Below are 19,099 nucleotides of genomic sequence, written 5' to 3' on the forward strand. Positions count from 1 at the left end.
CGGGAAGGAGCTGTGCCACCGTGACCGCACTTGACCGCGGCGGTGTCGTCGCCGTCGTCGGCGCAGGCACCATGGGCCAGGGAATCGCGCAGGTCGCGCTGCTCGCGGGGCACCGCGTGCTGCTGTACGACGCCGCGCCGGGACTGGCCGCGAAGGCCGCGGCGGGCGTCGGGGCGCGGCTGGACCGGCTGGCCGAGAAGGGCCGCCTCGACACGGCCGAACACCGGGCCGCGCTCGACCGGCTCGTCCCCGCCGACGGCATCGCGGACCTGGCACCGGCCGCGCTCGTCGTCGAGGCAGTCGTGGAGGATCTGGCCGTCAAGCGGCGGCTCTTCGCCGAACTGGAGGAGACCGTCGGCGACGGCTGCCTGCTGGCGACCAACACCTCCTCCCTGTCGGTGACCGCCGTCGCGGGCGCCCTGCGGCTGCCCGGCCGCCTCGTCGGCCTGCACTTCTTCAACCCGGCCCCGCTGCTCCCGCTGGTCGAGGTCGTCGCGGGCGCCGCCTCCGACCCCGCAGCCGTCGACACCGCCTACGACACGGCCGCCGCCTGGGGAAAGACCCCGGTGCGCTGCGCCGACACCCCGGGCTTCATCGTCAACCGGATCGCCCGCCCCTTCTACGCCGAGGCCCTGCGCGTCCACGAGGAGCGGGCCGCGGACCCCGCCACCATCGACGCGGTGCTGCGCGAATGCGGCGGCTTCGCCATGGGCCCCTTCGCGCTCACCGACCTGATCGGCCAGGACGTGAACGAGGCGGTCACCAGATCGGTGTGGGAGTCGTTCTTCCACGACCCCAAATTCACGCCGTCGCTCGCCCAGCGCCGCCTGGTGGAGTCCGGCCGCCTCGGCCGCAAGACGGGCCGCGGCTGGTTCGTGTACGAACCGGCGCCGGAGCCCGGCGCCGCGCCCGGACCGCACACCGCGGAGCCCGCGGACGCGCCGCGGCGCGTGGTGCACGGCGATCTGGGTCCCGCGGAGGCCCTCGTCGGCCTGGTGCGCGCGGCCGGGATCGAGGTCACCGAGGACGACGGCGTCCAGGGCTTCGAGCTGAGTGACGGAACGTATCTCTACCCGGCGGACGGCACTCTGGAGCCGGGTATCCAGTTCGACCTGGCGGCCGACTACACGACGGCCACCAGGATGGCGCTCGCGCGGACCCCCGAGGTGCCGGACGCGGCGCTCGCGGAGGCCGTCGGGCTCTTCCAGGCGCTCGGCAAGCAGGTCAGCGTCATCCGGCTCGTCCCCGGACTGATCGTGGCGCGGACGGTCGCGATGCTGGTGGACCTCGCGGCCGACGCCGTCGCAAAGGAAGTGGCGTCCGCCGCCGACGTCGACACCGCCATGCGCCTCGGTGTGAACTACCCGCTGGGCCCGCTGCAATGGGGCGAGCGGCTCTCCCTGTCCTGGGTGCGCGAAACGCTGGAGTCGCTGCACTCGTACTACCCCAACGGCCGTTACGCGCCTTCGGTCGAAGTGCTGTGGCGCGCGAGGGCGGAGGAAGAATGATCTCCTCATGACCATGCCCAAGCGCGACACCTATACGCCGGATTCGCTGCTCGCCGTCGCCGTCGAGGTCTTCAACGAGCGCGGTTACGACGGCACGTCCATGGAGCATCTCTCGCGCGCCGCGGGCATCTCGAAGTCGTCGATCTACCACCATGTGCGCGGCAAGGAAGAACTGCTGAACAGGGCGGTGGGCCGCGCCCTTGAGGGGCTCTTCGGCATCCTGGAGGAGCCCGGAGCGGTCGACGGCCGCGCGGTGCGGCGCCTGGAGTACGTCACCCGGCGTACGACAGAGGTGCTGATGGCGGAACTTCCCTACGTCACCCTTCTGCTGCGGGTGCGCGGGAACACCGACACCGAGCGCTGGGCGATGGAGCGGCGCAGGGAGTTCGACCAGCGGGTGGCGGATCTGTTGAAGGCGGCGGTCGCGGACGGCGATCTGCGTGGCGACGTGGACGTCAGGCTGGCGACCAGGCTGCTTTTCGGGATGATCAACTCGATCGTGGAGTGGTACCGGCCGGAGGCCAAGGGCGCGCTCGACCGGCAGCAGGTGGCGGACGCGGTGGTGCGGCTGGCGTTCGACGGGCTGCGTACGTAGCGACGGCGAGCCGAGCGACCGTGCGGTCGGATGGTCCAGACCATTGACCCCTCGGGGGTGGCCCCGGCACGATCCAGCCATGTTCTCCGCTGAGCGATCTGTCGCGCGATTCGGGCCGCCGGTGCGGGCGGTGGCCGCCTCCGCGCTGGCCGTTTCCCTCCTGCTGCTGGCCGGGTGCGGAGGCGGCGGGGGCGCCAAGGACAAGGACAGGGCCGCGCCCGCCCCCACGCCCACCGCCACGGTGAACGACTTCGGCTGCCTGTCACCCGAACAGGCCAAGGCGGGCTCGGTGAGTTTCCCGGGCGGGGACGGCCAGGACGTCGAGGGCTACCTGACCGGCACCGGCGGCACCGGGCTGGTGCTGGCCCACCAGGCGGACGGGGACGTCTGCCAGTGGGTGCCGCACGCGCAGGACCTGGCCGCGGACGGCTACCGCGTGCTGGCCGTGAACTCCGCGGGCAGCGAGGTGCGGGAACTCACCGCGGCGGCGGCCTATCTGCGGTCCAAGGGCGTGACGAAGCTGCTGCTGGTCGGCGCGTCCAAGGGCGGTACGGCGGTGCTGTCCGCCGCGGGCGCCATCACGCCGCCGGTGGACGCGGTCGTCTCGCTGTCCGCGCCCTCGACGTACTCCGGCATGGACGCCTCGATGGTCGTACCGAATCTGACGATGCCCGTCTTCTACATGGCCGCCGAATCGGACAGCCCCTTCCAGGACTCCACGAAGGAGCTGAGCAAGCTGACGAAGAAGGCGAAGGAGAACGACCTGACGATCGTCGGCGGCTTCAACCACGGCGTGAGCATGCTGTCCGACGAGGCGAACTACGCCAAGGTCAAGGCGTTCCTCAAGAAGTACGGCGGCTGACCGGAGGCGCTGGTCGCGGCCGGCGCCGGTCCTCAGTCGCCGACGACCTGGTCGGTCTCCTCGAAGACCAGCAGCGTGCGGCTGCTGAGGACTTCCTCGATGGCCTGGAGCCGGGTCAGGACCAGCTCGCGCAGAGTCCGGTTGTCGGCGGTGTGGACCAGCAGCAAAACATCGAAATCACCACTTACCAGGGCAATGTGGGCAACACCCGGAAGAGTGATGAGTTGTTCACGGACGGTCCGCCAGGAATTCTGGACGATCTTGAGCGTGATGTACGCGGACGCGCCCTGGCCCGCGCGTTCGTGGTCGACGCGAGCGGTGAAACCTCGGATGACCCCGTCCTCGATGAGCCGGTTGATCCGGGCGTACGCGTTCGCCCGTGAGACGTGCACGCGCTCGGCGACGGAGCGTATCGAGGCCCTTCCGTCCTCCTGGAGCAGCCGCAGGATCGTTCGGTCGATCGGGTCCAGCGGTCGGACCTCCGGGTCCTGTGCGGCCATCTGTTCTCTCGCCATCCCCCCGTGCCTCCTTACCATGGACGTACTGGCTCCATCTCAGGCTGTGCAGAACCGTTTGTCCACAGGCGAAACCACCCTGTAGCCAAAATGCCTCCGGCGACCGAACAATCGGTAGGGAGCGACACCCGCTCACGCCCGATCGCTTTTTCGGTCACCGACCACAAGGAGGTGCTCGCGATGACCGTGCTGGACACCCCTGCCTGGCGCCCCCGCACCGAAGCCGCGCCGCTGCTGCCCGACCCGGAGCCGTACCGGCTGCTCGGCACCCCCGCTGCCGCGGAGCTCGACCCCGCCCTGCTCCGCACGCTGTACGGGCAGCTCGTCCGCGGCCGGCGCTACAACCGGCAGGCCACCGCCCTCACCAAGCAGGGCAGGCTCGCCGTCTACCCGTCGAGCACCGGTCAGGAGGCCTGCGAGATCGCCGCCGCTCTCGCGCTGCGGCCCCGTGACTGGCTGTTCCCCAGCTACCGCGACACCCTCGCGGTGGTCGCCAGAGGCGTGGACCCGGTCGAGGCGCTGACACTGCTGCGCGGCGACTGGCACACCGGCTACGACCCCCACGAACACCGGGTGGCCCCGCTCAGCACCCCGCTGGCCACCCAGCTCCCGCACGCGGTCGGGCTGGCCCGCGCCGCCCGGCTGACCGGCGACGACGTCGTGGCGCTCGCCATGGTCGGCGACGGCGGCACCAGCGAGGGCGACTTCCACGAGGCGCTGAACTTCGCGGCCGTCTGGCAGGCCCCGGTGGTCTTCCTCGTACAGAACAACGGCTTCGCGATCTCCGTACCGCTCGCCAAACAGACCGCGGCCCCTTCCTTCGCCCACAAGGCGGTCGGCTACGGGATGCCGGGACGGCTGGTCGACGGCAACGACGTGGCCGCCGTGCACGAGGTCCTGACCGAGGCCGTCGGGCGGGCCAGGGACGGCGGCGGCCCCACGCTCGTGGAGGCGGTCACCTACCGGATGGACGCGCACACCAACGCCGACGACGCCACCCGCTACCGCGACGACGACGAGGTCGCCGCCTGGCGCGCGCACGACCCGATCGCCCTGCTGGAACGGGAACTGACCGGCCGCGGACTGCTCGACGACGACGTCAGGCGGAGCGCGGCCGACGAGGCCGAGACCATGGCGGCGGACCTGCGGGAGCGGATGAACGCCGATCCGCGGCTCGACCCGATGGAGCTGTTCGCCCACGTCTACGCCGAGCCCACGCAGCAACTGCGGCAGCAGGAGGCCCAGTTGCGGGCCGAGCTGGAAGCGGAGCGGCAGTCATGACCACCGCCGCACCGACCGCGGGCCGCGCCGCCGCGCCCACCCGCAAACCCGCCACCATGGCGCAGGCCCTCAACCAGGCGCTGCGTGACGCGCTCACGGCCGACGACTCCGTCCACGTCCTCGGCGAGGACATCGGCACCCTGGGCGGCGTCTTCCGGATCACCGACGGGCTCGCCGCCGAATTCGGCGACAGCCGCTGCACCGACACCCCGCTCGCCGAGGCGGGCATCCTCGGCGCGGCGGTCGGCATGGCGATGTACGGGCTCCGCCCGGTGGTCGAGATGCAGTTCGACGCCTTCGCCTACCCGTCGTTCGAGCAACTCGTCAGCCATGTGGCGAAGATGCGCAACCGCACGCGTGGCGCCCTGCCGCTGCCGATCACCATCCGCATCCCGTACGGCGGCGGAATCGGCGGCGTCGAGCACCACAGCGACTCCTCCGAGGCGTACTACGCGCACACCCCCGGCCTCCACGTGGTCACCCCGGCCACCGTCGAGGACGCCTACGGACTGCTGCGGGCGGCCATCGCCTCCGACGACCCGGTGGTCTTCCTGGAGCCGAAGCGGCTCTACTGGTCCAAGTCCGACTGGTCGCCGGCCGCGCCGGCCGAGGTTCCGCCGATCGGCCGCGCCGTGGTGCGGCGCACCGGGCGCACCGCGACGCTGGTCACCTACGGCCCCTCGCTCCCGGTCTGCCTGGAGGCCGCGGAGGCCGCCAAGGAGGAGGGCTGGGACCTGGGCGTGGTCGATCTGCGCAGCCTCGTGCCCTTCGACGAGGAGACGGTCGCGGCGGCCGTACGCGGCACCGGGCGGGCGGTCGTCGTGCACGAGTCGTCCGGTTTCGGCGGCATGGGCGCCGAGATAGCGGCCCGGATCACCGAGCGCTGCTTCCACCACCTGGAGGCGCCGGTCCTGCGCGTCGCCGGATTCGACATCCCCTACCCGCCGCCGATGCTGGAACGGCACCATCTGCCCGGCGTCGACCGGATTCTCGACGCCGTCGGCCGCTTGCAGTGGGAGGGCTGATGGCCGTCGTCAAGGAATTCACGCTCCCCGACCTGGGCGAAGGGCTTACAGAAGCGGAGATCGTGCGCTGGCTGGTGGAGGTCGGCGAGGTCGTCGCCATCGACCAGCCGGTGGTCGAGGTCGAGACCGCGAAGGCCGTCGTCGAGGTCCCCTGCCCCTACGGCGGCGTCGTGACCGCCCGCTTCGGCGCCGAGGGCGACACCCTCGACGTGGGCCGCCCCCTGGTCACGGTCGCGGTGGGCTCGCACTCCGACGCCGCCGGGAACCCGGTGGGTTCGGACGACCCGGACGCCCCGGGCGGCGGCGCCGATGAGGGCTCGGGCAATGTGCTGGTCGGTTACGGCACCGGTACGGCGGTGGCGCGGCGCCGCGGACGGGTGCGGGCGGTGGACGGTTCGGTGAAGGCGGCGGTTTCGGCCACCGAGGTGCCTGTCGCCGGGGCGCCTGTCGCTGACGGTCCGGTTGCCGTCATATCGCCGCTGGTCCGGCGGCTGGCCAGGGAACACGGGCTGGACCTGCGGGCCTTGGCCGGTACGGGGCCCGACGGGTTGATCCTGCGGGCGGACGTCGAGCGCGCGGTGGCGGCTCCGGCGGCACCTGCCGCGGCTCCGGCCCCGGCTCCCGTGCCGGCGGGGGAGGAGCGGGTGCCGCTGCGCGGCGTACGCGGCATGGTCGCGGACAAGCTGGCCCGCAGTCGGCGGGAGATACCCGACGCCACGTGCTGGGTGGACGCCGACGCCACCGAACTGCTGGCCGCGCGGGCGGCGATGAACGCCTCGGGCGGCGAGCGGATCTCGGTGCTGGCCCTCTTCGCCAGGATCGTGACGGCCGGGCTGGCCCGTTACCCGGAGCTGAACGCCACAGTCGACGCCGAGCGGCGCGAGATCGTACGGCTGCCCGCCGTCCACCTCGGCTTCGCGGCGCAGACCGAACGCGGCCTGGTCGTGCCTGTCGTGCGCGACGCCCACACCAGGTCCACGTCCGGGCTCTCCGCGGAGATCGGCCGCCTGACCGAGGCCGCTCGGACGGGGGCGCTGACGCCGCGGGACCTGACCGGCGGCACCGTCACGCTCAACAACTACGGGGTCTTCGGGGTGGACGGTTCCACCCCGATCCTCAACCATCCCGAGGCCGCCATGCTCGGTGTCGGCCGTATAGCCCCCAAGCCGTGGGTTCACCAGGGTGAGTTGGCCGTGCGTCACGTCGTGCAGCTCTCCTTCACCTTCGATCACCGTGTCTGCGACGGTGGGACCGCAGGGGGGTTCCTCCGCTTTGTCGCTGACTGCGTCGAGAACCCGGCCGTTCTCCTCGCCGCCGTCTGACCCCCCCGGGCGGTCCCTCCGCCCAGGGGGCGGCCCCTTTGCGCCGGGCGGCGGGCCGGTCTTTCCGGGGTGCGGCCCTGGGCGGTTCCCTCGCGCTGGGCGGCACCGGTCTTTTCGGGGCGCGGCCTCAGGGCGGTCCATTGCGCTGGGCGGGACGCCGAGTCTTCAGGGGCGCTGGGCGCCCCTGAAAAGGTCGGGGCGCCCCGGGGGCCGGGGATACTCGGGGGGTGGCGACTGGGTTTGATGCGGTGGTGTTGGCCGGGGGTGGGGCGAGGCGGCTCGGGGGGGTGGACAAGGCGGCGGTGGAGGTCGGGGGGCGGATGCTGCTCGACCGGGTGCTGGAGGCGTGCGCGGGGGCGGAGCGGACGGTGGTCGTGGGGCCGCGCCGGGGGACCGTACGGCCGGTGAGCTGGGCGCGGGAGGAGCCGCCGGGGGGCGGGCCGCTGCCCGCGCTCGACGCCGGGCTGACCGCGTTGGCCCACGTGGCCCCATCCGCGCCGCCGCTTCCCGCTCCGGAAATCGTCGTCGTGCTGGCGGCCGATCTGCCGTTCTTGACGGTCGGCGCCGTGACCGGCCTGGTGGAGGCGCTGGGCGCGCTCGGCACCGGGACGGAAGGGGTGCTGCTCACCGACGCGGGAGGGCGGGATCAGCCGTTGGCGGGGGCGTATTGGGGGGAGGCGCTGCGCCGGGAGGTGGCGCTGCTGAAGGGGGAGCACGGAGGGCTGGCGGGGCTGCCGTTGCGGCTGCTGACACGGGAGCTGGTGGTGCGCAGGCGAGCCGATCCGACGGGGGAGGCGTCGTTCGACTGCGATACGTGGGAGGACGTGGCGGTGGCGCGGGCACGGCTGGACGGGGTGTCCGAGGGGTGAGCCTGTCCCACAGCGAGCCAGGTTTCAGGGACCATGGCCCTGTGTTGGACGAATGGATCGCAGCAGCCAAGACCGAACTGGGTATCGAGCTGGACGTGGACACCGGCGTCCTGCTCGATCTGGCCCGCGACGCGGCGCACGGCGTCGCTCGTCCGGCCGCGCCGCTGACCACCTTCCTGGTGGGTTACGCGGCGGCGCGCGCGGGCGGCGGCCCCGAGGCCGTACGGGAGGCGGCCGACAAGGCCGCCGCCCTGGCCGTGCGCTGGGCGCAGGAGGCCGACGCGCAGGAGGCCGACGCACAAGAGGCCGACACGCGGGAGCCTGGCACCCCCGGCACCCCCGGCACCGACCCGGAACCGGCGGAATGAGCGGCACCCGTCCCGGCGCGGGCGCCTTCGACGCGGGCGCCTCCGACGCGGCCGACCGCGCGCTCGACGACGCCCTCGCCCTGGCCAACGAGTCGCGCCGTACCACCGCCGACGCCACCGGTCCCGGAGGCCAGGACCGTAACGACCCGCTGTCCGTCGCCCTCCGCCACGGCCGGGACGACACCGCCCCCACCCCGGAAGGCCCCGCGCCCCGGCCCCCCGTCCAGGGCCCGGCCCCCGCGCAGGCCCCCGCCCAACCCCACCAGCCCCAACCCCAACCCCAGCCCCCGCTCCCCTCCCCCGCCGACGCCGTGCCGTGGCCCGAGGCGCGGCGGATCGCGCGCCGCGTCGGCCGCCGACTCGGCTCCGAAACACGGGAGTTGGGAGAGGACCTGCTGGGCATGACGCTGGCCAGGGCGCTGACGGCGCTGACGGACCTGCCGTCGTTCGACTCCTCCGCGATGGACGGCTGGGCGGTGGCGGGCCCGGGCCCGTGGCGGCTGCGCGGCGCCTCGGTGCTCGCCGGACAGCAGCGCCCGGCGGAGCCTCTGCTCGTCGGCCACGCCGCCCCCATCGCGACCGGCGCCGCCGTGCCGACCGGCACCACCGCGGTACTGCGCAGCGAACACGGCTGGACGCAGCGCCGCACGGACGGCGAGTGGTTGCAGGTGCGGTCGCCGCACCCCGCGCCCGCGCCGGGCCAGGAGGTCAGGACGCGCGGCCAGGAGTGCAGGGGCGGCGAGGAGTTGCTGCCCGCGGGCACCGTCGTGACGCCCGCCGTACTCGGCCTGGCCGCCGCCGCGGGCTACGACGAGCTGACCGTCACCGTACGGCCGCGCGTCGAAGTCCTGGTCCTCGGCGACGAGTTGCTGGACCACGGCCTGCCCAGGTCGGGGCGGGTACGGGACGCGCTCGGCCCGATGCTCCCGTCGTCGCTGCGCGCGCTCGGCGCCGAAGTGGTGGCGGTACGGCGGCTGGTGGACGACGCCGACATCCTGCGCAGGGCGGTCCGCGAGAGCGCCGCCGACCTCGTGGTCACCACCGGCGGCACCGCGGGCGGACCGGTCGACCACCTGCACCCGGTCCTCGCCGCGCTCGGCGCGAAACTGCTGGTCGACGGCGTCGCCGTCCGCCCGGGACACCCCATGGTGCTGGCCGAACTCCCCTCGGGCACCCACCTCATCGGACTGCCCGGCAACCCGCTGGCCGCCGTGTCCGGCGTCCTGACCCTCGCCGCCCCCCTGCTGCGGACCCTCGCGGGCCGACCCGTACCGGCCCCGTACGCGGCCCCGCTCACCGCCGACGTGCCGGGACACCCGGTCGACACCCGGCTCGTCCCCGTCGTCTTCGACGACGACTCCGCCGCGCGCCCGCTCACCTACTCCGGCCCCGCCATGCTCCGCGGCCTCGCCGCCGCCGACGGCATGGCCGTGATCCCGCCCGGCGGCGCCCGCGCGGGCGACGACACGGCCGTGCTCGACACCGGGGCGCTCGCGCTGGCGTGGGGGAGCGGCACGTGAGGGCACCCCGGTGCGTACCCGATGGTGCTCGATACGTGAAGGTACGGGGTACGTGACCGCCGTCAGCCCATGTCACGTGGTACGTGATCCCGTACGCGAAGCGATACGTCGTCGGACCGGCGGACGACACCGGTATATGAAGGTGAGCGGCACATGATGGGGAGCGGGATATGAAACTGCCCCGGTACGACGCGGCGGCCGGTCGCGCCGATCCTCCCCCCGGCGGCGCGGACGGCGCCGACGGCACGGGCGACGGCAGCGCCTCGGCGGCGATCTCCGCCGGTACGGCGGGGTACCGCCGGGTGGCCTTCCCGCGTCCCGCCGCGGGCCCGCTGCTCCAGGTCTCGCGCCGCCTGCTGATGGCGCTGCTGGTCCTGCTCGCCACCGTCCTGATCGTCTACTTCGACCGCGGCGGTTACCACGACAACGCCAACGGCTCGGTGTCGTTCCTGGATTCGCTCTACTACGCGACGGTGACGCTGTCGACGACCGGCTACGGCGACATCGTCCCGTACAGTACGGGCGCCCGGCTCGCGAACACCTTCCTGGTGACGCCGTTGCGCGTGATCTTCCTGATCATCCTGGTCGGGACGACCCTGGAAGTGCTGACCGAGCGGACCCGCGAGCAGTTCCGCCTCAAGCGCTGGAGGAGAACCTTGCGCGATCATGTGGTCATCGTCGGATACGGCACCAAGGGCCGGTCGGCGGCCCAGACGTTGATCGGCCGCGGCATCCCGCAGAGCCGGATCGTGATCGTCGACCCGAGCCCCAAGGTCGTGCAGGCCGCGACCGACGAGGGGTACGTCGCCGTCGTCGGCGACGCCACCCGCAACGACGTGCTGCTGCGGGCCGAGGCCCAGGTCGCCAAGGAGATCGTCATCGCGGCGCAACGCGACGACACCGCCGTGCTCGTCACGTTGACCGCGCGTCAGCTCAACAAACGCGCCCATATCGTCGCGTCCGTCCGCGAGGAGGAGAACGCGCCGCTGCTGCGGCAGTCCGGGGCCAACGCCGTCATCACCAGTTCGAGTGCCGCCGGGCGGCTTCTCGGGCTGTCCATGCTCAGCCCCAGTGTCGGGGTCGTCATGGACGACCTCATCACTTACGGGAGCGGGCTCGATCTCATCGAACGGCCGGTGACCAAGGCCGAGGCGGGGCAGGCGCCGCGTGACCTTCACGACCTCGTCGTGTCGGTCAAGCGGGGGCATCGGCTTCTCGACCACGACGATCCTGAGGCTGCGCCTCTGCTCCTCACCGACCGCGTGATCGCCATCCACCGTGCCGGACCCGCCGGCCCGCCCCTCGCCTAGGTCCTGCCTGTCAGGGGCGCGGCCCCTCGCGGTTCCTTCGCTTCGGCCGGTGCGCCGGGCTGGCGCAGGGCCTGCTTTTCAGGGGCGCGGGGAACTGCGCGGTCAGCCCCCGCCGGGCTGTCAGCCCGGGAACGACGGTGTCTGCCCCGCTGGGGCCGGTTTTTTGTCCGCGCCACGGTGGGGGCTGGTCGCGCAGTTCCTCCCCCAGCTACCGCGGGGAGGTGCCCCCAGCGCCCCGCACTACTTGGCGTGCCGCCTGGCGCAAGGGAACCGGTTGGGGCGGTGCGCCGGGCTGGCGCAGGGCCTGTTTTAGGGGCGCGGGGAACTGCGCGGTCAGCCCCCGCCGGGCTGTCAGCCCGGGAACGACGGTGTCTGCCCCGCTGGGGCCGGTTTTTTGTCCGCGCCAGGGTGGGGGCTGGTCGCGCCGTTCCTTTCCCAGCTACCGCTGGGAGGTGCCCCCAGCGCCCCTAAAGACTCGGCGGCCCGTCCGGCGCAAAGGAACCGGCGGGGGCCGCGCCCCGGGAAGACTCGGCTAGCCGGCCGGCGCGGGGGAACCGCCTGGCGCCATGGGGCCGCTGAGGGGGGGAGGGTCATGCTGTCTGGGGAGCTGAGCGCAGCGGTAGCCTCGGGGGATGTATGCGATCACGATTCCGGAGCCGGGCGGGCCCGAGGTGTTGACGTGGGCGGAGGTGGGGGATCCGGTCGCGGGGGAGGGCGAGGTCGTCGTCGAGGTGGCGGCGACGGCGGTGAACCGGGCGGATCTGTTGCAGCGGCAGGGGTTCTACGAGCCGCCGCCGGGGGCGTCGCCGTATCCGGGTCTCGAGTGTTCGGGGCGGATCGTCGAGGTGGGCTCCGGGGTCGCGGGGTGGCGGGTCGGGGACGAGGTGTGCGCGCTGCTCGCGGGCGGCGGGTACGCGCAGAAGGTGGCGGTACCGGCGGGCCAACTGCTGCCGGTGCCCAAGGGGATCGACCTGGTCACGGCGGCGGCGCTGCCCGAGGTGACGGCCACGGTGTGGTCGAACGTGTTCCTCACCGCGCACCTGCGCCCGGGCGAGACGCTGCTGGTGCACGGCGGGTCCAGCGGGATCGGCACGATGGCGGTCCAGCTCGGCAAGGCGGTGGGGGCGACGGTCGCCGTCACGGCGGGGAGCGCCGAGAAGCTGGCGGCCTGCCGGGAGTTGGGCGCGGACATCCTGATCAACTACCGCGAGCAGGAGTTCGAGGAGGTCGTCACGGCCGACGTGATCCTCGACATCATGGGCGCGAAGTACCTCGGGCGGAACGTGGACGCGCTCGCGGTCAACGGCCGCCTGGTCGTCATCGGCCTCCAGGGCGGCCTCGTGGGCGAGCTGAATCTGGCCACGCTGCTGAGCAAGCGCGCCGCCGTCGCCGCGACCTCGCTGCGGCCCCGGCCGCTGGACGAGAAGGCCACGATCGTGGCGGCGGTACGCGAGCACGTGTGGCCGCTGATCGAGGCCGGGACCGTACGGCCGGTCGTGGACCGTACGCTCCCGCTGCGGGACGCGGCCGAGGCGCACCGCGTGGTGGACGGCAGCACCCACATCGGAAAAGTGCTCCTGACCACGGCGTGAACACGCCCTCTCGCGGATAACGGTCCGATACGGAGCTGGTCGTCCGGGATGCCGGAAATGTTGCCGCGTGTGACGCTGAATCCACACAGGGTTCGGTGGAGAGGCGGGACGTGTGCGGCGGGCACCCGACAGGCGATGCGCGATACGGAGGGCGACGCCCGTGCTGCTCGCGGGGGCGCTGCTCGTTCCGGCGACGGCGACGGCGACGGCGATGGCGACGGCTTCCGCGTGGGCGGTCGCGCCCGGGCCCGACGAGCCCACGGCCCCGGCGGTCCGTCCGCTCCCGGCGCCGGGCGCGGACATCGTCACCGAGGTGCTCGCCGGGCTGGTCCCCGGCCTCGTCGGCGGGCACGAGACGGTCGGCGGCCCCGGGTACGGGGGACGCCAGGACGCCGCGCCGACCACCGGGCCCAGCGGGCCGCCGGTGACGGAGGAGCCCACCACCGAGCCGACCGTTCCGGCCACCCCCACCGCTCCGGCCGCCAAGCCGACCCCCGACCCCACGGTCGGCGTACGGCCTCCGGCCTCCCCCGCCGTTCCGGCCACCCCGGCGGGCCCGTTGCGGCCACCGGTCCCGACGCCGACGCCGACACTGACGTCCGTACCGGGCGCCGGGGCCGCCAAGCCGCCGCTCACGCCGCCCGTACGGTCCACCTACGGCGCCGCGCGCTCCGCGCCCTCCCTGGTCCCCGACGGCGGGCCCGCCCAGGCCCCGCCGCGCCCTTCGGCGCCCGCCGACCCCGACGCCGCCCGCACCCAGGCCCGCGCGCAGACTCCCACCGTCTACGAGCCCGCCCGCCGCGTCCTGCGCATCCTCCCCTTCGGCGCCGGCCTCGCCCTCGTCGGCCTGGGTCTCGGCTTCCTGGGCCTGCGCCTGCGCCGCGACTGACCCGAGGCGGCCCCGCGCGCCCCTCATTTCCCGTTGTGCCCGGTCGGGCGGGTCGCCGCGGCCTTGAAAGGCGGGCCCATACTCGGTATACATACTCAGTATGTCGATCCGTCACGGCCTGCTGGCCCTCCTGGAGCGGGGGCCGCGATACGGCTTCCAGCTCAGAACAGAGTTCGAGTCCCGCACCGGCTCCACCTGGCCGCTGAACGTGGGGCAGGTGTACACGACGCTGGCGCGGCTGGAGCGCGACGGTCTGGTGGTGCCGGCGGGCGAGGACGACGCCGGACACGCGCTGTACGCCATCACGGAGGGCGGGCGGGGTGAGCTGCGGGAGTGGTTCGCCCGGCCCGTGGACCGGGCGAATCCGCCGCGGAACGAGCTGGCGATCAAGCTGGCCATGGCGGTCGGGTCGCCGGAGGTGGACGTGCGGGCCGTCATCCAGGCACAGCGCGCGCACACCATCCGGGCGATGCAGGACTACACCCGGCTGAAGGGCCAGGCGCTGGAGGCGGCGCCCGCGCAGAGCGGGGCGCCGGACCGGGACGACGTGGCCTGGCAGCTCGTTCTCGACCAGCTCATCTTCCAGGCGGAGGCCGAGGCGCGGTGGCTCGACCACTGCGAGACCCGGCTCGTACGGCTGACGGCGCTGGCCCCGGCGGCCGAGCCCGCCGCACCGGCCCCGACTCCCGATCCCGCCGGTTCGGGCGACCCCGCGGACGGCGGCGGCCAGGACGACGAGACGGACGACAAGAAGGACGCCGCGCCGGACGGGGTGCTGCGCGGCGCGCTGAGGCGGACCCGGGCCCGCCGCTGAGCCGCGGGCCGACAGGCACCCGGCCCCGTACGCCTGACCGCGTACGCCCGGCCCCGTACGCCCCACCCCTACGCCCGGCCGCGTCGAGCGGCCACCTCCCGCCCGGACCGGCCAGGACCGGCCCGCCCGACCAGCGGCCGGACCACCACCACCCGAGCACGCCGAAACCCGAGCACGCCAGCACCCGAGCACTCCGCCGCACGAGCACTCCGCCGCACGAGCACTCCACGACCCTGGGGGACGCACCACCCATGTCCGTAAAGCCGCACACCGAAGCCGCGCCGCCGGAAGCGCCCGTCCTCCGTCTGGAAGCCCTCACCCGCGTGCACGGCACCGGAGCGACCGAGGTGCACGCGCTGCGCGGGATAGACCTGGACGTGCGTCCGGGGGAACTGGTCGCCGTGATGGGCCCCTCGGGCTCGGGCAAGTCCACGCTGCTGACCATCGCGGGCGGCCTCGACCTGCCGACGTCGGGCCGGGTGATCGTGGAGGGCACGGACCTGACCACGGCCAGCCGCAAACAGATCGCGGCCCTGCGCCGCCGCAGCATCGGCTACGTCTTCCAGGACTACAACCTGATACCGGCGCTGACGGCCGCCGAGAACGTGGCACTCCCCCGCGAGCTGGACGGCACCGGCGCCCGCAAGGCGCGCCGCGAGGCGGTCGCCGCGCTGGAGGAGATGGGCCTGGGCGAGCTGGCCGACCGCTTCCCCGACGAGATGTCCGGCGGCCAGCAGCAGCGGGTGGCCATCGCCCGCGCGCTGGTCGGCGACCGCCGCCTCGTCCTGGCGGACGAGCCCACCGGCGCGCTGGACTCGGAGACCGGCGACACCGTACTGGCGCTGCTGCGCTCGCGCTGTGACGCGGGCGCCGCGGGCATTCTGGTGACGCACGAGCCGCGGTTCGCCGCGTGGGCGGACCGCGTGGTCTTCCTGCGGGACGGCTCCGTCGTGGACATGACGCTGCGCTCCTCCGCCGAGTCGCTGCTGACCGGCGGTGCGGCCCAGTGAGCGGTGCCACCTCGCAGGACCGCGGCCCGAGCGCCCGCGCGGGGAACTTCAACTCGTGGCGCGCCGCCATCCGCATCGCCCGCCGTGACGCCTGGCGCTCCAAGGGCCGCAGCGCGATGGTGCTGGCGATGATCGCGCTGCCGATCATCGGCGTGAGCGCCGCCGACATCACCATCCGCAGCTCCCAGTTGAGCCCGGAGCAGAAGCTGAGCCGTGACATCGGCGCCGCCGACGCGCGTCTCACGGACGCCGGCACCAACGGGCGGCCGATCTACCAGGACCCGCCCGCGGAGATCTGGACCTCGGTGAAGAACGCCACCGCGGACCCGGACGCCCCGCCGTCGGCGGCGGACCTGGCGGAACAGCAGGAGACCCCGAAGCCGATCGACCCGCTGACCGCGCTGCCCCGGGGCGCGCGCTGGATCTCCGACTCCCAGACCTACGCCCGCTTCAAGACGAAGTACGGCCTGCTCGCCGCCCCCGTGCGGGAGTTGGAGGCGGGCGACCCGCTGGCGCGCGGCATCACCCACCTGGACCGCGGGCGCTACCCGGCGGCCGACCACGAGGTCATCGCCACCACCGCGTTCCTCAAGTCCGCCGGTCTGAAAGTCGGTTCGAAGCTCGTCGTCCGCGACGTGGACCGTACGTACAAGATCGTCGGCGCGTACGACCTGCCGGACACGCTCGGCACCGAGCAGGTCATCGCGCGGCCGGGCGCTTTCATCGCGCCCTACACCGCCGCGCGCAAGGCGCTGAACGGTGAGGACGACTCGACCTACACCACCTACCTGGTGGGGATGCCGAGCGGCGACTACTCCTGGCAGATGGTGCAGCGGGCCAACGCCCAGGGCATCTACGTCACGTCCCGCGCGGTGGTGCTGCACCGGCCCGCCGACTCCGAGGTGCCGCTCTACACGAAGTCGCGCAACGGCATCTCTCCCTACCGCACCAGCGACACGGGGAAGGCCGCGGCCGTCGCCGTGGCGGCGACCATCGTCGGCCTGTCGATGCTGGAGATCTGCCTGCTGGCAGGTCCCGCCTTCGCCGTCGGCGCGCGGCGCTCGCGCCGCCAGCTCGGCCTGGTCGGCGCCAACGGCGGCGACCGCCGCCACATCCGGGCGATCGTGCTCTCCGGCGGCCTGGTGATCGGCGTCGCCGCGGCCGTCGTCGGCACCCTGCTCGGCCTGCTGCTCACCGTCCTGCTGCGCTCCCCGCTGGAGAACTTCGTCGGCCGCCGCTTCGGCGGTCTGACGCTGCGCCCGCTCGAACTGCTCGGCATCGCGGGCCTGGCCGTACTCACCGGTCTGCTGGCAGCCGTCGTGCCCGCGGTCACCGCGTCCCGGCAGAGCGTGCTGGCGTCGCTGACCGGACGGCGCGGTGTGCGGCACGCCAACCGCGTGCTGCCGGTCCTCGGCATCGGCGCGATCTGCCTCGGCGGCGGCATCGCGGTCTTCGGCTCGCTGCGCACCGACAGCACCCTCGCGGTCGGCGGCGGCTCCGGCATCGCGGAGCTGGGCATCGTCGCGCTCACCCCCACCCTGGTCGGCATGTTCGGCCGGACCGGCAAGTGGCTGCCGCTGTCCCCGCGGCTCGCGCTGCGCGACGCGGTGCGCAACCGGGGCCGTACGGCGCCCGCGGTCGCGGCCGTGCTGGCCGCCGTGGCCGGTACGGTCGCGGTCGCCACGTACTCCGCGAGCGCCGACCGGCAGGACAGGGACGCGTACGAGGCCCAACTGCCGCGCGGCGTCGTGGCGGTGGCGGCCTACAGCGACCGCGGGCGTGACCTGACCGCGGTGCGCGCGGCGGTCGAGAAGCGCTACCCGGTCTCCGGCCGCGCCGACGTGTCCGCGATGGTCATCGGCGGCAAGAACTGCCAGGCGGGCGGTGGTGGCGGCGACGGCTGCGGCGACGTCCAGCCGGTGAAGCCGGCCGCCAACGTGTGCCCGACCGACCGGCCGGACGGCGCGACCGCGCTCACCCTGGCCGAGCGCCGCGCCCTGGCCCACGACTGGCGCTGCGAGTACGTGGAGGGCCTGACCGCCATGCCCACCAGCAGCGCCGTCCTGATCGGCGGCCCGGCCGTCCTGCACGCCCTCGGCATCCGGGACGGCGACGCGGAACAGGCGCTGGCGCGCGGTGAGACCGTGCTGTTCGACAAGGGGTACCTCGACCGCGGCACGCTCAAGCTGAAGATCACCCTGGACACGAACAAGCCGGTGCCCGACGGACAGGAGCCGGTCGGCCCGGTCACGTCGGTGCCGGTGCACCTGGCCGCCGAGGGCCGTGACCGGACGTACGGGCTGCTGGCCGTGATGCCGCAGCAGGCCGCCGACGGCGTCGGGATCGACACGATGCCGCTGGGCTCCTTCTACACCAACGCCCGGATGCCCAACGGCCCCGAGCGGCAGGCGCTGGACAGCGACCTCGCCAAGATCGGCACCGACACGGAGGTCTATCTGGAGCGCGGCTACACCAAGGACAACAGCCTGGTGCTGCTCGCCCTGACGCTCTTCGCCGGCCTGGTCACGATCGGCGCCGCGGGCATCGCCACCGGGCTCGCGCAGGCCGACGCCGAGCCCGATCTGAAGACGCTCGCCGCGATCGGCGCGCCGCCGCGGGTGCGGCGCACGCTCTCCGGCCTCCAGTGCGGGGTGATCGCCACGATGGGCGTGGTGCTCGGCTCGGCGGCGGGCGTGCTGCCCGCGGTGGGGCTGCGGCACACCGAGCGGCGCGAGCAGGTGAAGTACTACCACCAGGCGCTGGACGGGGGCTGGGGCGGCGCGAGCAGACTGCCGCACGTGCCGATCGTCGTCCCGTGGAGCACGCTGGCCCTGCTCATCGTCGCCGTGCCGCTCGGCGCCGCTCTGCTCGCGGCCCTGGTCACCCGCTCGCGCACCCAGCTCGCCCGCCGCGCGGAGCCGTAAACCGGGGCACGCGCGGAGGAAGGCGGCGGCGTCGGCCGGGCCCCGTACGGGAGACGGGACCTGGCCGACGCCGCCGCGCGTCCTAAGGGACAATGGGGGTATGGAGATGCCGATGAACGCGATGAACGAACGCTCGCCGGAAAGCTCGCAGAATCCGCAGAATCCGCAGCACTCACCGAATCAGCAGGTCCTGATCGTCGGTCCCGACGGAATGGCCCTGGGAGGCGCGCCGACCGGTGACGGCGGCGAGCACGGCGAGATCCCGGTGACGGAGATGGTCGAGCAGCCCGCGAAGGTCATGCGCATCGGCAGCATGATCAAGCAGTTGCTGGAGGAAGTGCGCCAGGCGCCCCTCGACGAGGCCAGCCGCGTACGCCTGAAGGAGATCCACGCCAGTTCGGTGAAGGAGCTGGAGGCCGGGCTCGCGCCCGAGCTGGTGGAGGAGCTGGACCGGCTCTCGCTGCCCTTCACCAACGACAGCGTGCCCAGCGAGGCGGAGCTGCGGATCGCCCAGGCCCAGCTCGTCGGCTGGCTCGAAGGACTCTTCCACGGCATCCAGACCGCGCTGTTCGCCCAGCAGATGGCGGCCCGCGCCCAGCTCGAACAGATGCGGCGCGCCCTGCCGCCCGGCGTCGGCGGCCACGAGGAGGACGACGGCGGCAACCAGGGCGCCCGCTCGGGCCCGTATCTCTAGT

The 19,099-nt window shown here is 73.6% G+C and carries 15 protein-coding genes and 1 pseudogene; 15 read left to right on the forward strand and 1 reads right to left on the reverse strand.

Annotation, left to right across the window (positions count from 1 at the left end; all coding sequences use genetic code 11):
- Positions 1–20: 20 nt before the first annotated feature.
- The 3 genes from ACFZBB_RS14595 (at position 21) to ACFZBB_RS14605 (ending at position 2,965) form a co-directional block, all read left to right on the forward strand.
- Complete coding sequence (locus ACFZBB_RS14595) at positions 21–1,508, forward strand: 3-hydroxyacyl-CoA dehydrogenase (protein ID WP_391121589.1); 1,488 nt, start codon at positions 21–23, stop codon at positions 1,506–1,508.
- Between the two features lie 7 nt (positions 1,509–1,515).
- Positions 1,516–2,103, forward strand: a complete 588-nt coding sequence (locus ACFZBB_RS14600; protein ID WP_355336720.1) for a TetR/AcrR family transcriptional regulator — start codon at positions 1,516–1,518, stop codon at positions 2,101–2,103.
- 79 nt (positions 2,104–2,182) lie between these two features.
- Entirely contained in the window at positions 2,183–2,965 is a 783-nt protein-coding gene (locus tag ACFZBB_RS14605; protein ID WP_391121591.1) for an alpha/beta hydrolase family protein, read from the forward strand.
- Positions 2,966–2,997: 32 nt separating this feature from the next.
- Here the strand turns inward: ACFZBB_RS14605 and ACFZBB_RS14610 are convergent, their stop codons facing one another.
- Entirely contained in the window at positions 2,998–3,480 is a 483-nt protein-coding gene (locus ACFZBB_RS14610; RefSeq protein ID WP_188279875.1) for an Lrp/AsnC family transcriptional regulator, read from the reverse strand.
- A 180-nt stretch (positions 3,481–3,660) separates the two neighbouring features.
- On the opposite strand from ACFZBB_RS14610, the gene pdhA reads away from it, so the two are divergent.
- The 12 genes and pseudogenes from pdhA (at position 3,661) to ACFZBB_RS14670 (ending at position 19,098) form a co-directional block, all read left to right on the forward strand.
- Positions 3,661–4,761: a pyruvate dehydrogenase (acetyl-transferring) E1 component subunit alpha gene (gene pdhA / locus ACFZBB_RS14615; protein WP_391121594.1), complete on the forward strand. Its 1,101-nt coding sequence runs from the start codon at positions 3,661–3,663 to the stop codon at positions 4,759–4,761.
- Entirely contained in the window at positions 4,758–5,786 is a 1,029-nt protein-coding gene (locus tag ACFZBB_RS14620) for a transketolase C-terminal domain-containing protein (RefSeq protein ID WP_391121597.1), read from the forward strand. The genes pdhA and ACFZBB_RS14620 overlap by 4 nt, the downstream gene beginning before the upstream one ends.
- Complete coding sequence (locus ACFZBB_RS14625; RefSeq protein WP_391121600.1) at positions 5,786–7,108, forward strand: 2-oxo acid dehydrogenase subunit E2; 1,323 nt, start codon at positions 5,786–5,788, stop codon at positions 7,106–7,108. The genes ACFZBB_RS14620 and ACFZBB_RS14625 overlap by 1 nt, the downstream gene beginning before the upstream one ends.
- Positions 7,109–7,359: 251 nt before the next feature.
- Positions 7,360–8,345, forward strand: a pseudogene (locus ACFZBB_RS14630) (DUF6457 domain-containing protein).
- Positions 8,342–9,865, forward strand: a complete 1,524-nt coding sequence (locus tag ACFZBB_RS14635; RefSeq protein WP_391121603.1) for a molybdopterin-binding protein — start codon at positions 8,342–8,344, stop codon at positions 9,863–9,865. Before ACFZBB_RS14630 ends, ACFZBB_RS14635 begins: the two are co-directional and overlap by 4 nt.
- Before the next feature lie 170 nt (positions 9,866–10,035).
- On the forward strand, positions 10,036–11,175 hold the full coding sequence (locus ACFZBB_RS14640; RefSeq protein ID WP_188279870.1) for a TrkA family potassium uptake protein: 1,140 nt from the start codon (positions 10,036–10,038) through the stop codon (positions 11,173–11,175).
- A gap of 632 nt (positions 11,176–11,807) precedes the next feature.
- The gene (locus ACFZBB_RS14645; RefSeq protein WP_391121606.1) at positions 11,808–12,767 is read left to right on the forward strand and encodes a zinc-binding dehydrogenase; all 960 of its coding nucleotides are present in this window, start codon (positions 11,808–11,810) and stop codon (positions 12,765–12,767) included.
- A 160-nt stretch (positions 12,768–12,927) separates the two neighbouring features.
- On the forward strand, positions 12,928–13,656 hold the full coding sequence (locus tag ACFZBB_RS14650; RefSeq protein ID WP_391121609.1) for a hypothetical protein: 729 nt from the start codon (positions 12,928–12,930) through the stop codon (positions 13,654–13,656).
- Positions 13,657–13,756: 100 nt separating this feature from the next.
- Entirely contained in the window at positions 13,757–14,470 is a 714-nt protein-coding gene (locus tag ACFZBB_RS14655) for a helix-turn-helix transcriptional regulator (protein WP_391121612.1), read from the forward strand.
- Between the two features lie 251 nt (positions 14,471–14,721).
- Positions 14,722–15,480, forward strand: a complete 759-nt coding sequence (locus ACFZBB_RS14660) for an ATP-binding cassette domain-containing protein (protein ID WP_391121615.1) — start codon at positions 14,722–14,724, stop codon at positions 15,478–15,480.
- A gap of 128 nt (positions 15,481–15,608) precedes the next feature.
- Complete coding sequence (locus ACFZBB_RS14665) at positions 15,609–18,404, forward strand: FtsX-like permease family protein (protein ID WP_391122267.1); 2,796 nt, start codon at positions 15,609–15,611, stop codon at positions 18,402–18,404.
- A gap of 100 nt (positions 18,405–18,504) precedes the next feature.
- The gene (locus ACFZBB_RS14670) at positions 18,505–19,098 is read left to right on the forward strand and encodes a proteasome activator (RefSeq protein ID WP_391121618.1); all 594 of its coding nucleotides are present in this window, start codon (positions 18,505–18,507) and stop codon (positions 19,096–19,098) included.
- The last annotated feature ends 1 nt before the right edge of the window (position 19,099 follow it).

This window comes from Streptomyces sp. NPDC008139 (genome assembly GCF_042957025.1).
Lineage (GTDB): Bacteria > Actinomycetota > Actinomycetes > Streptomycetales > Streptomycetaceae > Actinacidiphila.

Excerpts from the sequence above, each read along its gene's own strand:
- ACFZBB_RS14600 (WP_355336720.1), top strand. The coding sequence starts at position 1,516 with ATGACCATGCCCAAGCGCGACACCTATACGCCGGATTCGCTGCTCGCC.
- ACFZBB_RS14645 (WP_391121606.1), top strand. The coding sequence starts at position 11,808 with ATGTATGCGATCACGATTCCGGAGCCGGGCGGGCCCGAGGTGTTGACG.
- ACFZBB_RS14670 (WP_391121618.1), top strand. The coding sequence starts at position 18,505 with ATGGAGATGCCGATGAACGCGATGAACGAACGCTCGCCGGAAAGCTCG.
- ACFZBB_RS14620 (WP_391121597.1), top strand. The coding sequence starts at position 4,758 with ATGACCACCGCCGCACCGACCGCGGGCCGCGCCGCCGCGCCCACCCGC.
- pdhA (WP_391121594.1), top strand. The coding sequence starts at position 3,661 with ATGACCGTGCTGGACACCCCTGCCTGGCGCCCCCGCACCGAAGCCGCG.
- ACFZBB_RS14610 (WP_188279875.1), bottom strand. The coding sequence starts at position 3,480 with ATGGCGAGAGAACAGATGGCCGCACAGGACCCGGAGGTCCGACCGCTG.
- ACFZBB_RS14625 (WP_391121600.1), top strand. The coding sequence starts at position 5,786 with ATGGCCGTCGTCAAGGAATTCACGCTCCCCGACCTGGGCGAAGGGCTT.
- ACFZBB_RS14660 (WP_391121615.1), top strand. The coding sequence starts at position 14,722 with ATGTCCGTAAAGCCGCACACCGAAGCCGCGCCGCCGGAAGCGCCCGTC.
- ACFZBB_RS14605 (WP_391121591.1), top strand. The coding sequence starts at position 2,183 with ATGTTCTCCGCTGAGCGATCTGTCGCGCGATTCGGGCCGCCGGTGCGG.
- ACFZBB_RS14655 (WP_391121612.1), top strand. The coding sequence starts at position 13,757 with ATGTCGATCCGTCACGGCCTGCTGGCCCTCCTGGAGCGGGGGCCGCGA.
- ACFZBB_RS14665 (WP_391122267.1), top strand. The coding sequence starts at position 15,609 with ATGATCGCGCTGCCGATCATCGGCGTGAGCGCCGCCGACATCACCATC.
- ACFZBB_RS14640 (WP_188279870.1), top strand. The coding sequence starts at position 10,036 with ATGAAACTGCCCCGGTACGACGCGGCGGCCGGTCGCGCCGATCCTCCC.
- ACFZBB_RS14635 (WP_391121603.1), top strand. The coding sequence starts at position 8,342 with ATGAGCGGCACCCGTCCCGGCGCGGGCGCCTTCGACGCGGGCGCCTCC.